The 18,730-nt window shown below is 63.1% G+C and carries 13 protein-coding genes; 5 read left to right on the top strand and 8 right to left on the bottom strand.

All coding sequences use genetic code 11. The features are described from left to right. Positions 1-3: 3 nt before the first annotated feature. Genes GE027_RS11125 through GE027_RS11140 form a run of 4 tightly spaced genes read left to right on the top strand, consistent with a single transcriptional unit; the run spans position 4 to position 3,898 of the window. A complete protein-coding gene (locus tag GE027_RS11125) occupies positions 4-1,029 on the top strand; it encodes a deoxyhypusine synthase family protein (RefSeq protein WP_261344047.1) in 1,026 nt (341 codons plus the stop codon). An 8-nt stretch (positions 1,030-1,037) separates the two neighbouring features. Continuing rightward, positions 1,038-2,435, top strand: a complete 1,398-nt coding sequence (locus GE027_RS11130; RefSeq protein WP_153557268.1) for an ArsB/NhaD family transporter — start codon at positions 1,038-1,040, stop codon at positions 2,433-2,435. After that, complete coding sequence (locus tag GE027_RS11135) at positions 2,428-3,450, top strand: universal stress protein (RefSeq protein WP_153557269.1); 1,023 nt, start codon at positions 2,428-2,430, stop codon at positions 3,448-3,450. Before GE027_RS11130 ends, GE027_RS11135 begins: the two co-directional genes overlap by 8 nt. Then, positions 3,443-3,898 carry an acyl-CoA thioesterase gene (locus tag GE027_RS11140; RefSeq protein WP_237607462.1) on the top strand — a complete coding sequence of 152 codons (456 nt, stop codon included), beginning with the start codon at positions 3,443-3,445 and terminating at the stop codon, positions 3,896-3,898. The genes GE027_RS11135 and GE027_RS11140 overlap by 8 nt, the downstream gene beginning before the upstream one ends. A gap of 78 nt (positions 3,899-3,976) precedes the next feature. On the opposite strand, the gene GE027_RS11145 is transcribed toward GE027_RS11140, so the two are convergent. From GE027_RS11145 to GE027_RS11175, 7 genes are all read right to left on the bottom strand, one after another. Next, complete coding sequence (locus GE027_RS11145; RefSeq protein ID WP_153557270.1) at positions 3,977-6,811, bottom strand: hypothetical protein; 2,835 nt, start codon at positions 6,809-6,811, stop codon at positions 3,977-3,979. Further along, complete coding sequence (locus GE027_RS11150; protein ID WP_153557271.1) at positions 6,808-9,570, bottom strand: hypothetical protein; 2,763 nt, start codon at positions 9,568-9,570, stop codon at positions 6,808-6,810. Before GE027_RS11150 ends, GE027_RS11145 begins: the two co-directional genes overlap by 4 nt. Beyond that, positions 9,567-10,535: a hypothetical protein gene (locus tag GE027_RS11155; protein ID WP_153557272.1), complete on the bottom strand. Its 969-nt coding sequence runs from the start codon at positions 10,533-10,535 to the stop codon at positions 9,567-9,569. The genes GE027_RS11150 and GE027_RS11155 overlap by 4 nt, the downstream gene beginning before the upstream one ends. 79 nt (positions 10,536-10,614) lie before the next feature. Next, positions 10,615-11,763 carry an AAA family ATPase gene (locus GE027_RS11160; protein ID WP_237607463.1) on the bottom strand — a complete coding sequence of 383 codons (1,149 nt, stop codon included), beginning with the start codon at positions 11,761-11,763 and terminating at the stop codon, positions 10,615-10,617. 37 nt (positions 11,764-11,800) lie between these two features. Next, the gene (locus tag GE027_RS11165; RefSeq protein WP_153557274.1) at positions 11,801-12,535 is read right to left on the bottom strand and encodes a hypothetical protein; all 735 of its coding nucleotides are present in this window, start codon (positions 12,533-12,535) and stop codon (positions 11,801-11,803) included. 92 nt (positions 12,536-12,627) lie between these two features. Beyond that, positions 12,628-13,464 (bottom strand): SDR family NAD(P)-dependent oxidoreductase, encoded by an 837-nt coding sequence (locus GE027_RS11170; RefSeq protein WP_153557275.1) that lies wholly within the window; start codon positions 13,462-13,464, stop codon positions 12,628-12,630. A gap of 57 nt (positions 13,465-13,521) precedes the next feature. Further along, positions 13,522-15,405 (bottom strand): UbiD family decarboxylase, encoded by a 1,884-nt coding sequence (locus GE027_RS11175; protein WP_153557276.1) that lies wholly within the window; start codon positions 15,403-15,405, stop codon positions 13,522-13,524. A gap of 199 nt (positions 15,406-15,604) precedes the next feature. Between GE027_RS11175 and GE027_RS11180 the strand changes: the two genes are divergently transcribed. Further along, positions 15,605-17,062 (top strand): leucyl aminopeptidase, encoded by a 1,458-nt coding sequence (locus tag GE027_RS11180; RefSeq protein ID WP_153557277.1) that lies wholly within the window; start codon positions 15,605-15,607, stop codon positions 17,060-17,062. A gap of 513 nt (positions 17,063-17,575) precedes the next feature. On the opposite strand, the gene GE027_RS11185 is transcribed toward GE027_RS11180, so the two are convergent. Further along, positions 17,576-18,361, bottom strand: coding sequence for a cupredoxin domain-containing protein (locus GE027_RS11185; protein WP_237607464.1), 786 nt, complete (start codon positions 18,359-18,361; stop codon positions 17,576-17,578). Positions 18,362-18,730 lie beyond the last annotated feature (369 nt).

Genomic DNA, 18,730 nt, shown 5'->3' on the forward strand with positions numbered 1-18,730 from the left:
GCTGTGAGTGAAGTGCAATCCACTGCGTCTGATCAACAGGCGGCCTACGGGGGTGGCGGACCCAGTGTGTCGAAGTTTCTCGAGCAGCACTACCGACATTTCAACGCTCGGGAATTGTTGGCCGGCGCCAAGGCCTACCGCGATTTTGTCGATCCCGCCCGCGGCGGCCGAATGCTGGTGTCGTTGGCCGGAGCGATGAGTACCGGCGAGCTGGGAATCTCGCTGGCCGCCATGATCCGCGCCGGCAAAGTGCACGCGATCAGCTGTACCGCGGCGAACCTGGAAGAAGACCTGTTCAACCTGGTCGCACACGACGAGTACAAAATCGTCGAAGATTGGCGAGCCCTCTCGGCCGCGGATGAAGTGGCCCTGCGAGACCAGGGATTCAATCGCGTGACCGACACCTGCATCCCCGAAACCGTGATGCGGCACCTGGAACGACGACTGTTGAAACTGTGGACCGAAGCCGCCGACAGCGGACAGGCCTACACGCCTGCCGAGTACATGTTCCGGTTGTTGGACGATACCGACCTACACCAACATTTCCAAGCTCCCACCGCCAACAGTTGGATGCTGGCGGCCAAGGAGATGGGCATTCCCGTTTTCGTGCCGGGATATGAAGATTCGACGCTGGGAAATATTTTTGCCGCTCGCGTTTACGAAGGCAAAGTCTCGACGCACAACTGCGTGCTCAGCGGGACCGCTCAGATGGAACGGTTGATCCGTTGGTACGGCGAAGCCTCGGCGAAAGGTCCGATTGGGTTCTATCAAATCGGTGGCGGCATCGCCGGCGATTTTGCGATTTGCGTGGTCCCGCTGATGATCCAGGATTTGAAGATGGATATTCCACTGTGGAGTTACTTCTGTCAGATCAGTGATGCAACGACCAGTTACGGTGGTTACAGCGGCGCGGTGCCCAACGAAAAAATCACCTGGTACAAGTTGGAAGCCGATGCGCCGAAGTTCATGATCCAAAGCGACGCCTCCATCGTCGCCCCGCTGATGTTCGCTTACGTACTGGGGTGGTGATGGTCGCTATGACGAGTCTGCTGGCCGCATCCGCCGAAAAGATCGCCGCCCAGCCCGCCTGGGTGATGATCCTGTTCGCCCTGGTCATGCTGGCGACCTATGTCGGTGTCGCCTACGAACGGTTTCACAAGACCGTCGCAGCGTTGTGCGGTGCCGCCGTGATGGTGATCCTGGCGCTCGTCTTGGATGTGTTTCCCTACCCGGCCGTCTACGAGTTCGTCGCGGAAGAATTAAATATCTTCGGCGTCATCATCGGTACCGGAATCCTGGTCGACGTGGTGGGAAAAAGTGGCCTGTTTCATTTCCTCAGCATGTGGATCGTACGGCTGACCGGCGGCCTGGCCAGCCGCCTGTTTCTGGCCCTGTGCATGATCACCTTTCTCTTCGTCGCCGTACTGACCATCGTGCCGGCGATGTTGATCCTGACCTCGTTGGTGTTGGTGATCAGCCGTTCGCTGGACTACAAGCCCGCACCGTTGTTGCTCAGTGTTGCCATCTGCGCAAACAGCGGTGCGATCGCCACGTTTGCCAGCGGACTGCCAAACATCATGATCGGAACCGCCGCGGGAATTCCCTATGTGCAGTTCCTGCAGGTTGCCTTGCCGTTTGCGGTTGTCAGCCTGATCGTGGCCGTCGTGGTACTGCGAGTTTTTTTTCGCAAGGATCTGCCCTGGCGTCAGGACGCCGAAGAGAAAGCGGCGTTACAGGCAAAGATTGCCGAATTCGATCCCTGGGCCTTGGTCGAAGATCGCCGCGTCTTGGCGCGGAGTGCGATTATTCTGCTGGGCACCGTCGTCGGGTTCGCCCTGGCACAAACCCTGGGCGTGGGCATGGATTTTATCGCTTTGGTCGGTGCCACCGCCGCCCTGCTGTTTGCCGGCAAGGGAGTGGAGGACGCGATCCACAAAGTAAATTGGACGGTGATCCTGTTCTTCATGGGGTTGTTCGTCATCATCGGGACGGTCAAACAAACGGGGGCCCTGGGATGGGTGGCCGAACAGGTCGTCGAGCTGTCAGACAACGAGATGACGTTGCTGGTTCCGCTGATGGCCGTCTTCAGCAGCGTGGCCAGTTCGATCGTCGACAACATTCCCGTCGCGGCCACGCTGATCCCCATCGTTCGCGATGTTTCCGGACCCGATGTTCCGGCCGAGCCGCTATGGTGGACGCTGGTGATCTGCTGCAACCTCGGTGGCAACGGCACGCCGATCGGTTCGATCTCGTGCGTGATCGCGATCTATGCCCTCAAGCGCGAAGCCAACGAGCACATATCATGGGGCATGTTTATCAAACTGGGAGGCACGATCATGCTGGTTCAGATCGCCCTGGCAATCGGTTACATCCTGGTCCTCTACAATCAAGGTTTGATCCCCGAGCTGACCGAGGCGGGAACGACTCATGTTTGACCACGAAGAGAACGATTTGGAGCGAGATGTCGAGGCGTCGATGCGGTTGTTCAAGCGGGCCATGGTTGGTCCCGCCGCCGAATTGGAGGCGGCCGATCCCAAACGTGTCCTGCTGGTGCTGGACGGTTCCAGCCAGGACGAGAGCGTCGTAGCCGCTGCGGCTTACCTGCAGAGTCAGCTGGGGGTGCAGCTGCAGGTGCTGGACCTGCGCAGCGAGTTCATCATCGAGGATCCGGGCGCCAAGGATCGCGGCGACGCCGGCGAGGCTCCTCCCAAGGACGCCGCGGCCGCACCGTCGCCCCGAGCGATCGGCCTGAAACAACTGTTGCCCGACACCCAGACGCTGCCCGCCGGTGAGGGCCCGGCCTATGACCGGATCTGCGCGGCGATCACCGAACAGACGCCCGACCTGGTCATCGTGCCTTGCCCGTTTGCCCGCGATTTCGAATCGATCGGTTCGGACAGCGCCGGCACGGTGATCGATGTGCTGCTGAATCGATCCCCCGTTCCCCTACTGGTTATTCGTCGCAACGACCAACCGCTGGAGGAAGCCACCAAGGAGATCGCCGTGGTGGTGGGGGCGGAATGCGAAAGCGAAGCTCGAGCCGCCGGTTGGGCACTGTGTTTGGCGGCGCCCCGGGCCCAGTTGACTTTGTCCTTGGTGATCGACCGCGAACAGTATGAGAACATGCGGGCGTTGATGGATGTCATCAGCCCCGAAAATTCCCTGGACATCAGCCAGTTGAACGATGCCATGGCCGAGTCGCACGCCCGGCTGCACGCCAGCATCAACAAAGCGGCGGCAAGCCGCAATTTGAAGTACCGCTTGCAGCCGATGGCCTACGAAGACGCCCCGCCCAGTGTCCTCTCGGCCGCTCGACCAATGTTGGTCGTCCTGCCAACGGAAAAAGACGACCGCTATTGCCAGGGCTTTGTTCAGGATCGGATTCGTCGCTCGCCGCATCCCGTCTTGGTGGTGCCACGCAAGGAACCGGTGGTGTCGCAGGATGAATGAATTGCCGCCGGCCGTGTACGACTTGCATTACACGGTCGAGGACCAGGAGATCGACGCGCAACAACACGTGCACAACCTGCGCTACCTGCAGTGGACCCTCTGGGCGGCTCGCGATCATACGCGGGCCTGCGGATGGGATTCCCAGCGGGCGCTGGAACAGGACGGGATCGGCTGGGTCGTGCGGTCCCACGACATCACCTACCGCGCGGCGGCCTTCGCCGGCGACGAAATCGTGGTCCGCACCTGGATCAGCGACGTCACGCACGCGGCCAGTCGGCGCCGGTATCTGGTGTGTCGTCCGGCGGACCAGAAAGTGCTGTGCCGCGTGGAAACCCGGTGGGCGTTCGTGGATCTGAACGTTCGAAAGGCCATCAGCATTCCCGAAGCCTTGGCCGAGGCGATCCGCGTCGTCGATAAACCGCCCGGTCCGCCGTGGCAGGATGCGTAGCGTGGCTCGCATCCGCCGACAGAGTCCTTGTGACTCGACCGGCGACCGGGAGGACGACGGAGGGCCGTTACGCGGCAATCAACCCACGCAGTAGCGATCGATGCTGCCGTCCTGATAGATGACGGCCAGCGAAGCCGCGGAGATCGCCAACAGGGCCAGCACGTCGCTGCGCCGCAGGGTCACGGTGCCCACCGCGGTCACCCGCTGGGAATGGATCTGATAGACGCTCAACCGATCCCCGGCGATCGCCGCCAGTTGGGCTCCGTGCAGCAGAGCCACATGTTGGTGGCTGGTGCCACGGACGATCGACTGCAGAGCCGCATCGGTGGCGTCGAACCAGAACACATCCACTCCGTCGCGGTGAGCGATCGCTAAGCGTTGGCGTGTGTGAGGCAGCGAGGGGCACACCGCCTGCACCATTCCGGGCAACGACTGCACCGGTCGCAGCTCTCTGCCGGTGAACTTGCACAGGGCGTTGCCGACGATGGCCCAGGGGCGGCCCCCGACGCAAAACAACCGCAGCCGGGGCTCGCCCAACGCTTGCGGCCCCGTCGCTGCCAGCCGGTTTCTTCCCCGCAGCTCGTCGACCGCCGGGTCGACCAAATAGGTGCGTACCGCCTTGGATTCGGATGACCATTCACGCAGAACGATGCCATTCTGCTCGGGCACCAAAGCCCACACCGTGCCGCGTCCATCGGCGGCCACCGCGGTACCTTCGGGCATCTGAGAAAACGCCAAGGGTGTCGACAGCCACCACGCCGATTGTTGATAAGGGCTTGCCAGGTAATCGGCCCGAAAGTGAACCGGCGCCGGTCCGCAGAACACCACTTCGACCGCCAAGCGTTGCTCTGCGTTGTTGAGACGCACCGCGCAAGTGGTCGTCTCGGCAAGTGGCTGTCCCAGTTGCAGCAGCGTGCTGGAACGACGCGGATGGTCCGAGGCCAAGGCGGCCACGCGATGCGCGAGCAGCTTGTAGCGCTTCGCGGCCAACACCAACAACTCGCCCCGCAGCATCTCGGCATGTACGAATCGCTCCGCTTCCGGCAGGTCAAACCGCCCCAGGTAAGCCAGCGAGAGCCGAGCTGGCTCCAGCGGAACCGGCACCGCCGAGACGAGCGCTCGCGGTTGGTTGTCCAGAAACCGCCCCACATCCAAAGACAACTCGGGGTCGAGGACGTCCAGCTTGCGCAGGACCGACATCCGTTCGCGCTGTTCGATCGGTGGCGCCTGGTGAAGCCCTCTGGCGACGGCCACCCGGCAGCGGTCCTCCGCCTCGCGACGCAATCCGTTGTCCGGATACGTGGTGGCCAGAGTGGCCGTCACCGCAGCGGTGGCCAGCGGGTTTGTCTCTGCCGCGTCGTCGCAAAGCCGCTTGAGAGCACGCCAGGCCCCCGCGTGATCGCCGCTCTGTCCCAGCCAAGCGAACGCCTGATCGGCGGACCGTACGGGATCGATGCCACGCGGCCACTGCGACAGCAATAAATCGATCGCAGCCCCGCGCTGATCCAGTTTGTCGTCGAGCAATCGTGCGGCGCGCAGCGGTTGTCCGTTGGCCCGATGGTACTCGACCCCGCGGCGGTACAGTTCGGCGGCTCGATCGCCCTGTCCGGCCCGCTGCCAAAGGTCGCCCGCTTCGACAAACTCGTTCAGCTCCACGTACAACTCGGCGGCTTTGCTGATCTGTCCCGAGGCGGCCAAACAGCGTGCGGCATCGCGCGGCCGAGACAGACGCTGCTGATACAACGCGGCGGCTTCGCTCCAGTACTGTCCCTGCTCTAGCACCTGAGCCGCACCGCTCAGGTCGCCCAACAGATGGGCATAGATGTACGCCGCCCGTCGATGGCGTCCCAGGGCCACCTCTCGATTGGCTTGTTCGCGATAAACCTGATCCAGTTTCCAGCGGACGCGGGGATCGATTTCCCAGAAGTCTGCCGGACCGCCGCCGCCGAGTCCGGCCAGAGAAAAATCTGGCGTATGAGACGGTAATCGCGCCCTCGGATCGGCTAATCCCCGATGGGAAGCGTCGTCTCCGATCGGTAGGGCGTATTGCAACGCTTGATCGGGATCGGCGCGCAGCATCTCCAGCAATTGATTCAATTGTTGCTCGCGCTGGGACTGCATCATCGACGACATTTTTTTTGCCAGCCACGAGGGCGGCGAAGACGATTCCGCCCCCGATCGCTCTTCGGCTTTGCCATCGCCCTGCTTGCTCGGGTCGAATCCCCACTTGCGCATCATTTCCAAAAAGCCGGCCTGCAGTTGGCCGCGCAGCGAATCGTCCTTCCACTGTTGGACCAGATCGGACTGGTTGCCGATCGACCGATCGGCTTCGCCGAACACGGTTTCCATCCCCGGCGGTTCCGCCCATCCGAACTGGGTGATCCGTTGGGGCAACGCGGTGCCCTCGGGCGGGGCTTGCCACCGCTGGGCCGTCTGACTTTCGCTCGGCGGTGCCAACAGATCGCTCAGGCTCTGGCGGTCGCCCGGTTCGTATCCGATCAGTCCTGTCGAAGCCATCCAGACACACGTCAATCCCTGCGGCAGCATGGCCTCGACCAACGTTTGCGGCACGGCCGGCGTCCAGCCGCAGTCGACTGGCATCCACAGCGAACTCGATGCGTCCGCGTCGGTCACGACGCAGGCCAGCGGTACGGCGCCAGGCAGTCGACACCGCTGGGGCAATGCACACGACGAGGGCGGCAGGCAGACCAGGGCGTCAGCGCGGGCTGGCACCGTGGGCGAGGGCAAAACGTAGAAATCCCAGTCATCAAACTGCATCGTGTCCGCCGCGGCCGGCTGCGAATACAACGCGTCCAGCCAATCGGCTGGGCCGGCTCCGAAGACGACAAAACCTCGAGCCCGGCGGAGGCGATCCGGTGATTTCGGCACCAATCGCAATTCGAACGTCTTCATAGACACTCCCGATTGAACCGCTGCAGCCACTCCAGGACGCTGGCCGGAACGTCGATGGGCTGCGGCTGGGCGGTGAAGTACGGTCCGCCAAAAACGCCGCTGGTGCTGGACCAACCGGCGAGATGGTTATCGTGCAGGACCAGCGATAACTCGCTGCCATCGCTTCGGCGGCGAAGGTGCAGCAAGCCACGCGAGTCCAGCCAGGCGACCCCGCCCGCCAATTCGGCTCGCCGCAGCCACGGTCCCTTGTCGGAATCGTTTGTGTCGACCGCACGGCTCTCCTGAAAGGGTACCGGAGCGTCCTCGGTTTCGCACATCGACAAGACCAGGTGGCGACCGTTCTGGCCGGGAAGGATTTGCAAGGCATACCGCTGGGGCCCTCGATACAGCATCAACCCTTTGGCATGGGCGCGGATGCCGAACAGCCGTCGCCGCACCGAGGGATAACGGGGCGTGACTCCATGGCTTTCCACGTCCGTCATGACCGCGGCCACAGGGCGACGGCGGTACAACTTTGGCGGATCGCCGACAAGACTAATCGCCACGTGCTGTGGCCACGCATCGTGGTCCCGCGATGCCGGCAGGGCGAAGACCAATCGTCGCCCGTCCGAGCTTGCCGCCACAAACCGCCCTTCGACCGACTGGGCGGCAAGCCCGGTCGGCCGGATGCCCGGCGAACCTGCCTCCGCGGCCGAAACCGCTGTGGCGACGAACCAGCGATCCAGCCCCGCGGCGACCCCAACCAGACCTCGGCTCGGTGTGTCCACGACGTGACCGAGCTGGCTGCCTAGCGGGTTGGCCACCTCATGCGACTCGATGGTGTCGCCGGACCGCGATTTGATGATCAACCGACCATTCGAATCCAATAACGCGTTGGTGCCGAGCCATTGCCCGGCGGAGCGTTCGCGAGTGAGCAAGTGACCGGTATGGGGATCAAACAGCGATAGGTAGGGCGAATGAAAGCACCAAATCGTGTCGTGAACCACACCAAACCGAGCTTGCTGCGGGTCGATGCCCTTTAAATCGATCGCGTGGCGCTGGAGCAAACGACCTTTCTCGTCGACCAACAGGGTCTGGATCTCACCGCCCGCTGTTGCCCCCAGCAGACGGACGCCGGCGACCTCTCGCCAGTGAGCCAAAACGCCATCGTGTGTTAGGCCACGTGCAAGTTCGACAGCCCCGTGCTGCAGGGCGGGGTACCATAACAAGCGGCCGTCGCGACTGACCAACCACAGCGTGTTGTCCTGCGCCAGAGACCAGTCCAAGCCGAACTCGTAGGTGTATCGCAGGGGACTCGGCGCGACGTCCAGGTACAGCGGCCGATCCAACGAACTCCGTCCAGGGCCACCAGAGCGTTTGCGGTCGGGCAGGGCGATCCGCTGCAGCGTCGTGTCGCCACTGGCCGTACGCCGCAGCAGCCGCAGGACGCGGTCGGGTTCCAACCGGACGACCAGGTACGGCCGCGGCAGGTGCGCGATCGACTGCTGGAACGTAGCGTCACGATCCGTGTTGGCAGTCAGGATCAAGATCGGTTCAGCCACTGGGGTCTCCCGGGCGGATTCGCCGCGTTGCTCGAACCACTGGGCGATCGCCGATCCCGGGTGCGGATCGGTCGGCAAACGCTGCAGATGCTCGATCAATCCTTCTCGCGAGCAGAAGTCTTCCGGCCAAACCTGCGAACCGGCTACGGTAAACGCTTCAACCGACAATGCTTCCTGCCGATCCAGTGATACCGCGATCCCCAGTGCCGCGGAAGCCAAGTGCTCGCGACGGCTGCCCCAGGTGCGAATCCCCGCTTCGATCAACACGGCTTGCTCTTGGGGTCGCGGCGAAGGCGGCGACTCGCGCCGCAGGTACAACGCCTGACCGGTCGCGATCCGCGCAAGCAGAGCCATGGGTTCCTGGGCCAGTTCGGTCAGCAAAAGGTTTTCCGGACTGCCGCGGTTACTGATGTCCGACACGCCGCCGGCCGGTAGAGAATCGGGGTCCTGAGGTCGGCGAGGAATTGAAACCGTAGCGGCGATTCCAAGCGCCGCTCGCGCCAGCGTTCCCAATGTGTCATCTTCTCGCAACTCGCGCAGCAGATCGCCGACGGATTGCGTTGGGGGCGTTTCGACCGGAGCCGGTGCGGGCAGGCGCCGGCGACCGGTTCTTCGCAGCAGGTCGATCAAGTCCTCGTCGATGGGACGGGTTGTCATGAAGAACAGCGAAGCAAACGTGCGTCGATTGCGCGTCTTCAAAAAAACTTCCTCGTCGACGAACAACCGATCCGAGTCCAGCGGTCGATCCGAACGATGCATCCTCAACCATTCCAGCGCCGCAAACACGCTGCTGTCGCTGGCTTCGTACAACGAGTTATCGCATTCCGCCAGCAGATAGGTCAGCAGGGCCGCTTGTTGATCAACGCCCTCCCGCGTCTTGGCCGGCAGTGCGGCCAGCCGCTCCAGCATGTCCAGGATACCGGCGGAAGACTGTTGATCGGCGACACCGGCCAGTCGCTCAAGGCGTTGTCGCCAGACCGCCGTCTTCGCTTCGCGACCGGGCGTAGCGGCCGCTTCGATGACGAACAACAACGCGGTCAACGGCGGCATCCCGTCGATCGACCCCATCAGGCGTTCCATCAGGATCGCCAGCTGCGATGCGAACGCTGCGGTTTGACCGTCCTTCCAGACCGCTACGTCGCCGCCCTCGTGCCACTGCCAAACTTCGGGGCAGGGCGAGCGAAGGTATTCGGGCATGTCGTCACTGACCGAGTTCATCGTCCCTCCCCGGCCGCTCGAACGCCGCCGCGCGACAGTGCGGCCCAAGCCGAATCTTCGACCCGCGACCAGCGGTCGTCCGACTCCCAGATCAACCAGTCATCGTCGGCTTCGGCCGCTTCGACTTCGGCTTCGGCCGCTTCGACTTCGGCTTCGGCCGCTTCGACTTCGGCTTGCCTGGCCGCCCTGCCCGCGTTCTGAACGGCTGCACCGCGGCAGGCGGCAAGCACCGTCGCGGCCGAAACCGGTGGCTGCCAATGGAAACCGGCCGGGAACAACAGACGATCCTTCGCAACGAACGATCGCCCTGTCAGCGGCGGCAAAGGCTGCCCCAGCACCAACGCATGCTCGCCTCGCCGCAGCCACCGCAGCCCCTGCAAACGCACTCGGGGTGCCCCGCCTACCCAGGCGCATAACTGATCCAGCGTCACCTCCAAAGCCGCCGGTGGGCGTTGCGGCCCGCCGCGAATCAGACACAGTCGAAGTCGATCGCGCGACGGGCGAGCCGCGGCGACGGCGGCGGTGGGCAAGCGAACAGCGAACAGTTCGGCGACCGGCTGCCACGGCATGACCGCTTGCACGCTGGCCGTCGGTACGCTGCGACCGGGCGTGCGCAGCGCCAACCGCGGTCCGTCGTAATCCGGTGCCCGCCCAGCGGCGACGCCCGCCACAGCGCCAGAGGTGTTTGCCGCATCGCCTAAAACGCACGCCGCAGCGGCGGCTGCGTCCGAGTCAACGTCGGGAATCCAGCGGCGGCCTCCCAGCGCACCGAGCAGGGCGGGCGACGCCGCGTCGGGGCTCGGTAAACGAATCCACCACTGCCCTTGATGTCGGGCCGCTTCGGCTTCGACACCCAGCAGCAAACCGATCGCCGCTTCGCTGGGTTCCTGATCCAACTGGATCAACAACGCGGACGCTCCCGGACGAATTGGCGAACGCGACCGAACAGCGGTGCGAGATTCCATAACGACACGACCTCCCCTGGCGTGGTTGATGCCCGACTCTCCCCGAGGGAGCGTAATGCAAACACACTTCACGAGGTGCTTAGCTGGATTGCGACCGCTGGCGCAACCGCGCGACCTGCTCCCGCAGCGCCTGCCTGGCTTCGTCGGGCTGGACCCATTCGATGCGGGCGGCCAGCAATCCCAGTTTATCGAGTTCTGCAGTATGTTGGCCGGATTGGTCCAGCGCCGCGGCAAGCGTCCGCAGCTGCTGCTGCAAGTGCTCCGCATCCGGTGGGGCGTGCAGATCCGCCAGCGGATGGGGCTGCCCGCTGGTCGCCGTATCGCGGGTGGCTTGCTGAACCGCATCGACGTGCGAGGCCAACAACTCCTGCTGGGCGGGCGTGTCCCAGATATAGCGAGCGATCCAGAGGTCCGAAGGTTCGGCGGCCGTGCGCCCGCACACCACTGCGCTGGCGGCGATCACACGTTGCAATCGCACCGCCCGTCGGTCGCTGATTTCCATTCCCGATTGCCGAAGCCGCCGGATCAGGTTTTCATACTCTGGCAGCACGGCCGACAGGTCAACCGTCGCAACCGCCTGTCGCATCGCACGGATGTCGTCGATGTGGATGGTTGCCGTGGAGGCCGGTTGCTGGTCACGTGACCAACCGGCCGCCAACACCTCGCCCAAGCGGTCATCGGCAACGTTCTGACATTCCACCCTCAACAAAAACCGATCGAACAGCGCCGCCAAGGCGTCGTCTTCGGGCAGGCGGTTGCTCGCGCCCACCGCCAGCAACATCGGTAGCGTGCTCGTCTGACGCCCACGACGAAAAACTCGCTCGTTCAACGCCAACAGCAGACTGTTCAGGATCGCGCTGTTCGCATTGAGCAGCTCGTCCAGAAAGACAAAGTCCGCTTCGGGCAACATCCCCTCGGTGTTGGTCACCAGGTCGCCGTCTCGCAAGCGACGCAGATCGAAGGGCCCAAACAATTCGCTCGGCTCGGTGAATCGCGTCAGCAGGTAGTCAAACGTGCGTCCCTCCAACCGCTGGCCCAGTTCCTGGACCAACGCACTCTTGCCGGTTCCCGGCGGCCCCAGCAGGAACGCATTCTCACCGGCGACCAACGCGACCCCCAGCACTTCCACGATCTCGTCTTTGCCGATCAGACGTTCCTTGATCGGTTGCAACACCTCGGTGCGGAGGCGGTCAGCAAGCCTGGCAGACATCTCCGGCGAAGGATTCAAAACCATTATCTCCAGTGGGGGATCGAGGAACGCGACGTCACGGTGCCTTGTCGTCCGTGGTTGCTGGGTGATCCGCTTGGGCCGGTGGGTTTGTGGAGGCCGAGCTGGGTGAAGGCAACCAGGCTTTCAAGTTTAACTGGTCCGCGAACGCTCCGGCGTCACCAACCAACACTCGCTGGACGGCCGGATGCTGGGCGAGCCGATGATCCTGTCGAGCGATCACGCGGTCGACCATGTGACGGCGCAGGCCCGCATCGCCCAGCACGACCTGCAGACTCGCTTCGGTAAACGCTACGTCCATTCCGACCGCGGACAGGGGCCATCGTGCGGCGACGGCACGCAGCGTTTCCTGCAAAGCGTCTTGCGGGGCGGCGAGTTCGCTGCGGTGCGCCAGTTCCGGCAGAAACCGCAGTACCACGTCGACCGACCAATGGTTTGCTGGATCGGCCGGGTCCGGCGGGTCGCCCCGGAACGACGGCGGTTGGGTTTGGTCCAGAGACCGATCGAGGATGGTGACGGCCGCCCAACCGAAAAACTGCAAGGCCCAGAATGCAGCCTCAGGTTGCCACGGCGGCAAACCGTCCGGTCCCTCTCGGCGGAGCATGGCTTCCGCTCCGGCCAACCGCTCCAGCGTCTGCTGTTGGTCAGTTTCGGTGGGGTCCAAAACGACCGCCAGCGAAGGAACCAAGACTCCGCCGCTGTCGAGCAAACGCCGGGCAAAGGCGGCCAGCGGCGGTGCGGCGGAACCGGCAGGACGACGAAGCTGCGACACAAACACTCCCGCTCCACTGGACGTTTTGAACAAGCACGCGCGAACCGTTTCGGCGGTGCTCCGTAACGGCCGGCCTCAACCGGTGCGGTGCCTCAACCGGTGCGATGGTGGGTTTGCAAACCATCGTCGGCGTAGATCGCGCGGCCACCGTCGACGGCGACGGCCGCGCCGGTGACGAAATCGTTCTCAACCAAAAATTGTACCGCATGCGCCACGTGCTCGGGCGTTCCAACTCGCTTCAGCAACGTGCTGTCCTGCACCGCTCGGCGTTTCTCGTCCTCCAGGTCCTCGCTCAACAGCACCGGTCCGGGGTGGATGCAATTGACGCGGACCGCGCGGTTGCGTTCGGCCAATTCGACGGCCAACGACCGCGTCATGACTTCGATCGCTCCCTTGCTGGGAAAGTAGGCCGCGTGATCCAGATAGGGACGCACCAGTGCCCAGTCGCCGATGTTGATGATCGCGCCGCCGCGGGGCTGCTTGACCATTTGTAGACCGGCCGCCTTGGCCATCAGAAAACTGCCCAGCGTGTTGATCTCAAAGTTGCGGCGGACGTCCTCGGCCGTGACCTCCTCCAACCGTTTCGGGTTCCAGATCGCCGCGCTGTTGACCAACACGTCCACTCGGCCGAACGCGTCGATCACTTGGCCGATCAAATCCGACGCCACGTCTTGGGACGAGTCGGCCGGCGTGGGCGATGCGTCCGACGCGTCCAAGGCTCCCTTCACGATCAATGTTTCCGTACCGCGCTGGCGAAGCTGGGCGGCGGTTGCTTGTGCGTGTTCGGTACTGTGATTGGCGTGCAGAACGATGCGACACCCCAGGCCGGCGAGGTGTCGAGCGATACAGTTGCCCACGCGCGGGGCACCACTGCCGGTGACCAAGGCCACCGGATCAGCGCATTGAAACAGGTCGGCGAGGTTGGGCATGATCAACGAAGCTTTGACGGAAGATACAGAGCGATGACGGAAGATACAGAGCGATGCTTAGAGATACGGAGCCAGCGGTCCGCCACGGGCGGCCAGGGCATCGACGCGGCGGACCGTTTCCGGGTCTTCGACTAGCGGCGGTGCGTGATGAGGTTTGACGCGAGCGTCCAGGACCAGCGAACCGTGGCAGCCCCAGTGTTTGGCCACCGTTTCCGCTTCGATGCCGTACACGTCCTCGGCCGGACTGCTGCGAGTGAAACAGACCCACAGCCAGTTCTCCAGACGTCGGGCCGCAAACGCGGGATCATCGCACACGGTGATCCACGGAAAGGCGTTGACCGGATGCGATCGATCCCAGTGGCCGAGCAACTGTTGGATGGTCGCCGCCGCAGCGCCGGCATCGTTCGCGCTGGTGGTATCCGTTGCGGCACCGCTGCTCTGTTTTGCCAGGCGGGGGCCGCGGATCGCCAGGATGCCCGGCGCCACGACGTGCGGATCGCCAAAGCCATCAGGCCAGTCGAACCCGGTGGGCAACTCGGTGGGCAAGCTGCGCTGCGGCGAACCGGCGGCGGCCATGACCACTTTGGAACCGCGATTAAAGCCGCTGCCGCTGTAGTCCAGCGTGTCGATTGTCGTTTGCGTTTGAAAGTGCAGGTCGCGACGGAAATCGATTCGCTCGAGCAGATGCGTCAGGAACGCTTCGATGTTCTCGATATCAAGCTCCGGGGCGCCGTTGCCGTCGACGATCATCAGGTACTTCGCCAGCGACAACTGGCCATTACCGAGGATCGCATTGGCTTGCGTCAGAATCTCCTGCGGTTGTTCGGCTTTCAGGTACGGCATGTAGCGTTCGCTGCCGATGGCCAACAACAACGGATGGACGCCGGCCGCATCGACCGCGTTGACGGCTTTCACCCCCGGGATGACCGACGGAATGATGGGGCCGGTCAACTCGTGGATCAGGTCGCCGAACGTGGTGTCTTCCTGCGGTGGACGTCCGACCACCGTGAAGGGCCAGATCGCGTCCTGCCGGTGATAGACACGCTTGACTTGCATCACCGGAAAGGGATGCTCGAGGCTGTAGTATCCCAGGTGGTCGCCGAACGGACCTTCTGGTTTGGTGATCTCCGGGTGCACTTCGCCGACGATGGCAAAGTCTGCATCGGCGTAAACAGGAGCCGTTCCGGGTGTGCGCACCATGCCGATCCGGCGGCCCGCTAACGCGCCGGCGAAAGTTAATTCACTGAGGCCTTCGGGCAACGGCATCACGGCCGCCAAGGTCATCGCCGGAGCTCCGCCCACGGCGACGGTTACTGGCAGCGGCTGGCCACGATGTAGGGCCTCGCGGTGATGGACTCCGATGCCGCGATGAATCTGATAGTGCAGGCCTACTTCGCTGTGGGCGTCGTACTGGTTGCCCGACAACTGCACGCGGTACATCCCCAGATTGGCTCGCATCAACTGGTCCGGTGCCGCGGGGTCGGTCGACAGGACTTGTGGCAACGTCACGAACGCACCACCGTCGTCGGGCCAACACTTCAATTGCGGTAGGGCGTCCAGCGAACACTGTTCGGCCATCACCGGACCGCGTCTGCGGTAGCGGGGCAACATCTGCAGAGCGGTCAACGGCGTCGTCTTATACCGCCAGGGACGCCGCGGTAACGCCTGAGGGTCCAGCTTCAATTCGATCAATCGCCGGACCGACTCCAAGGTGTCGCGAAACAAGTACCGCGCCTGCTCCAAGGATCCGAACAGATTCGAAGCCATCGGGAAACGACAACCTCGCACGCGGGTGAACAACACGGCCGGACCACCGCTGGCGTACACACGCCGCTGGATTTCGGCCATTTCCAAATGCGGATCGACTTCATCGTCACACTGGATCAGAAAGCCGCCGCGGCGAAGGTCTTCGACGGCGTCACGGGTACTGCGGTGTTTCATCGCGTGGACAGAGCGGGACGGAATGGGGGGCAGTGGCGGTACGGGTCAGTGGCCGTACGGTCGTTATGCAGGATGCGGTGATACGTTACGATACGCCTCCAGGAAACCCGCTCCGCTGGCGGCGGCATTGTAGAACAAACGATCGACGACGGTCAGCCGCCGCAGAGTACGGAACACAACCAGAATTTTTGTTAGCGCTATGAAGATTACCCCCGCCGACGACAACACCACCTACGACTGCCTCGTTTTGACGATCGGTCCCGACGACGATTGGTCGCCCGCCCTAGAGCGGCTGGACAAGCAATGCGGCGGCGTTTTGTCGCGAGCGGCCGCGGCGGGCGGTATCAGCCGCAAGCCGGCCGATACCACGCTGGTTCCGCTGCCGGAGTCTGCCGGACACGGCTCGTTGCTGCTGATTGGCAGCGGCGAGCAGGATCCGGCGGAGATCGACGTGGCCACCGCGTTCCAATTGGGTTCGGTCGCCGGCCGAACGCTGTCCGGGCGCCCGCGAAAGCACGTCGCGATCGACCTCGGGGCAGGCTTGAGCGACGAGGCGGCCGAAGCCCTGGTCGCCGGTGCGATCACTGGAACCGGAGGGCAAGCTTTGTACCAGAGCGAACCCAAACGGTTCGCTCCCGAATCGATCGCGTTCGCCCACGTTTCCGCGGCTGCGCTACGATCCGGGCAGACGGTGGGTGAGTCGATCGAGGTGACGCGTCGATTGGTCAATGAACCCGGCAACGTAATCTATCCGGCCAGCTTTGCCGAGGCGGCTCGCAAGGTCGCCGAGGAGTGCGACTTGGAAATCGAGGTTTGGGGCGAAGACCGGCTGCAACAAGAACGATGCTTGGCGATGTTGGCGGTCGGGCAAGGGTCCGTGCATCCGCCACGGTTGGTCAAGCTGAGTTATCGCGGGGACGAGCGCAGCGACGCGCCGACGATCGCTCTGGTGGGCAAGGGGGTGACGTTCGACAGTGGCGGATTGTCGCTCAAGCCCAGTCCATCGATGTTGGATATGAAGATGGACATGGCCGGTGCGGCGACCGTGTTGGGCGTGGTTCGCTGTTTAGCACTGCTGAAGATTCCCTGCAATGTTGTCGGCTACATGGGGCTGGCCGAGAACATGATCGACGGTCGCAGTTATCGTCTGGGCGACGTGATCAAAACGCGTAGTGGCAAGACGATTGAAATTCACAACACCGACGCCGAGGGACGTGTGGTGTTGGCCGACGTATTGGACGTGGCGGTGGAGGCGAAGCCGCAGGCGGTCGTCGACTTGGCGACGCTGACCGGAGCGTGCTTGGTCGCGTTGGGGACACGGACGGCCGGTTTGATGGGCAACGACCAAGCACTGCAGCAGGCGATTCAGCAGGCGGCCGATCAGCAAGGCGAATACGTGTGGCCGCTGCCGATGCATTCGTTTTTCGACGAACAGGTGCGCAGTAAAGTCGCTGATTTGCGAAACGTGGGCGAGGGTCGGTGGGGCGGAGCGATCACGGCGGCGAAGTTTCTGGAAGCGTTTGTCGGCGACAGCAAATGGCTGCACATCGACATCGCCGGCCCCGCCTTCGCGGATTCCGCGACCGCCGAACGAGACGCCGGAGCGACCGGCGCGATGGTCCGGACGCTCGTCCACTGGCTCCGCAGTCGCGGCTAGCGGGCGGTCGGTCGCGTCGAAAACGCGTCGCTCCCTTGAGCCGTATGGGCGATAGCTCCGGTTCTGCGCCGGCGAAACCAAGGCGAGCGTCCAAACTATCCACACCGGGGACAGCCACACCGGGGACAGTGCCTGCAATCCAAACACCGGGGACAACACCGCGTCGGGGACAACACCGCGTCGGGGACAGCACCGCGTCGGGGACAGTGCACGCCGCTCCGCTGTACGTGACGATCACCGGCCTGGGGACAGTAAACACGAACACCGGGGACAGAGAGAACACCGGGGAGAATACCGGGGACAGTGCACGAAACGCGGACCAACACCGGGGACAGTGCTTAGAGCCTAGATCAAACAGCGGGGACAGTGCATGCACTCGGCGGACCAATAGCGGAGACAGAACCATAGCGGGATAGTGCACGCACTCCGCGGACCAATAGCGGGGACAGTGCACGACCTCACCTTGAGCGGTTACTTGGAGGAGCGGCTCAACCCCCGTTTGCCGCTGTCTATCTATTGTTCATCGCGTGGACGAAAGTGCTCGGCGTTGAGCAAGACGGTCCCCATGTCATTGTTGCCTGGTTGGATGTCGTAGCGGAAACGATTGCGCGTCCATTGCTGGGGCTGGCCGTTGACATTCACAGTGTCCAGCGAGCGTTTTGCCGCTTCTACGAAGACACGAAAGACCAGCTCTTCCTCAGGCAGATTCTTGATGACCAGTCTCCCCTGCTCATCACTCACACCCGCGTAGGGATGCTCCAGGACCACCACATAAGCTTTCATCCAGGGATGGATGTTGCACACAACGGGTAGAGGTGCCGGTTCCGCTTTGTCGAGCTTCATCCGGGGAGATTGGCTTGGAGGAATCAACAACCCGGATGGAGGATTCCGTAGCATGCTAACATTTGGGTTATGCCCGACTGGATCGGAATTGGTGATCTGTAGCGTATCCCCGGCCTGCAGAACAAGAATGTGAGGCTCGTATCGGCAGTCCTTCTGGTTCAGCGTGCGCGTCTGTCCGGGCGGAGGCACCGGATCGATATCGCTGCCGCCACGTCCTGTGTAGACATACACAATGACGTTTTTGATACCGCCCGTTTCAGGATGCACCAGTAGGCTTTCATCGACCAAATCGTGTTGTCCACAGAATGCAACATCACGCTTAACCTCAATGAGCTTCGGCTGCGGCGGTTCACCCTCGTACAGAAACCGCAGCGTCAGGTCTCCGGCATCAGAGCTCCCCACCCAAGCAACGATCGCCACCAGCATCATCCCGAAGCGCCAGAGCAAACAACGCATAGCCGAGCATAGCCTTTCCGTAACCAGCACGAATCCCAAGTCCACCGTCCCCACCATAGCAAATCCCCAACCCTGCCGTCCAAACACCGGGGACAGCAAACACCGGGGACAGTGCACGCACTCCGCTGAACGTGACGAATCCCGGCCTGGGGAAACCAGGCGGGGACAACCAGACGGGGACAGTGCATTCCCGTTCCAAAATTCTAAAATGGGGGACAGTGCCAATGCAGGCCGCTAACGTGCTTTAGACAGGGCACATTCGCCGGAAAAGCACTACTAAGTATGCAGCATCCCTCGTCACCGCGTCGTCGGCGGTGCGTTTGATGCCGCTCCGCAGCGATTCGGCGTCCCGAGCGTCGATCTTGGCAG

Source organism: Roseimaritima sediminicola (assembly GCF_009618275.1).
GTDB classification, from domain to species: domain Bacteria; phylum Planctomycetota; class Planctomycetia; order Pirellulales; family Pirellulaceae; genus Roseimaritima; species Roseimaritima sediminicola.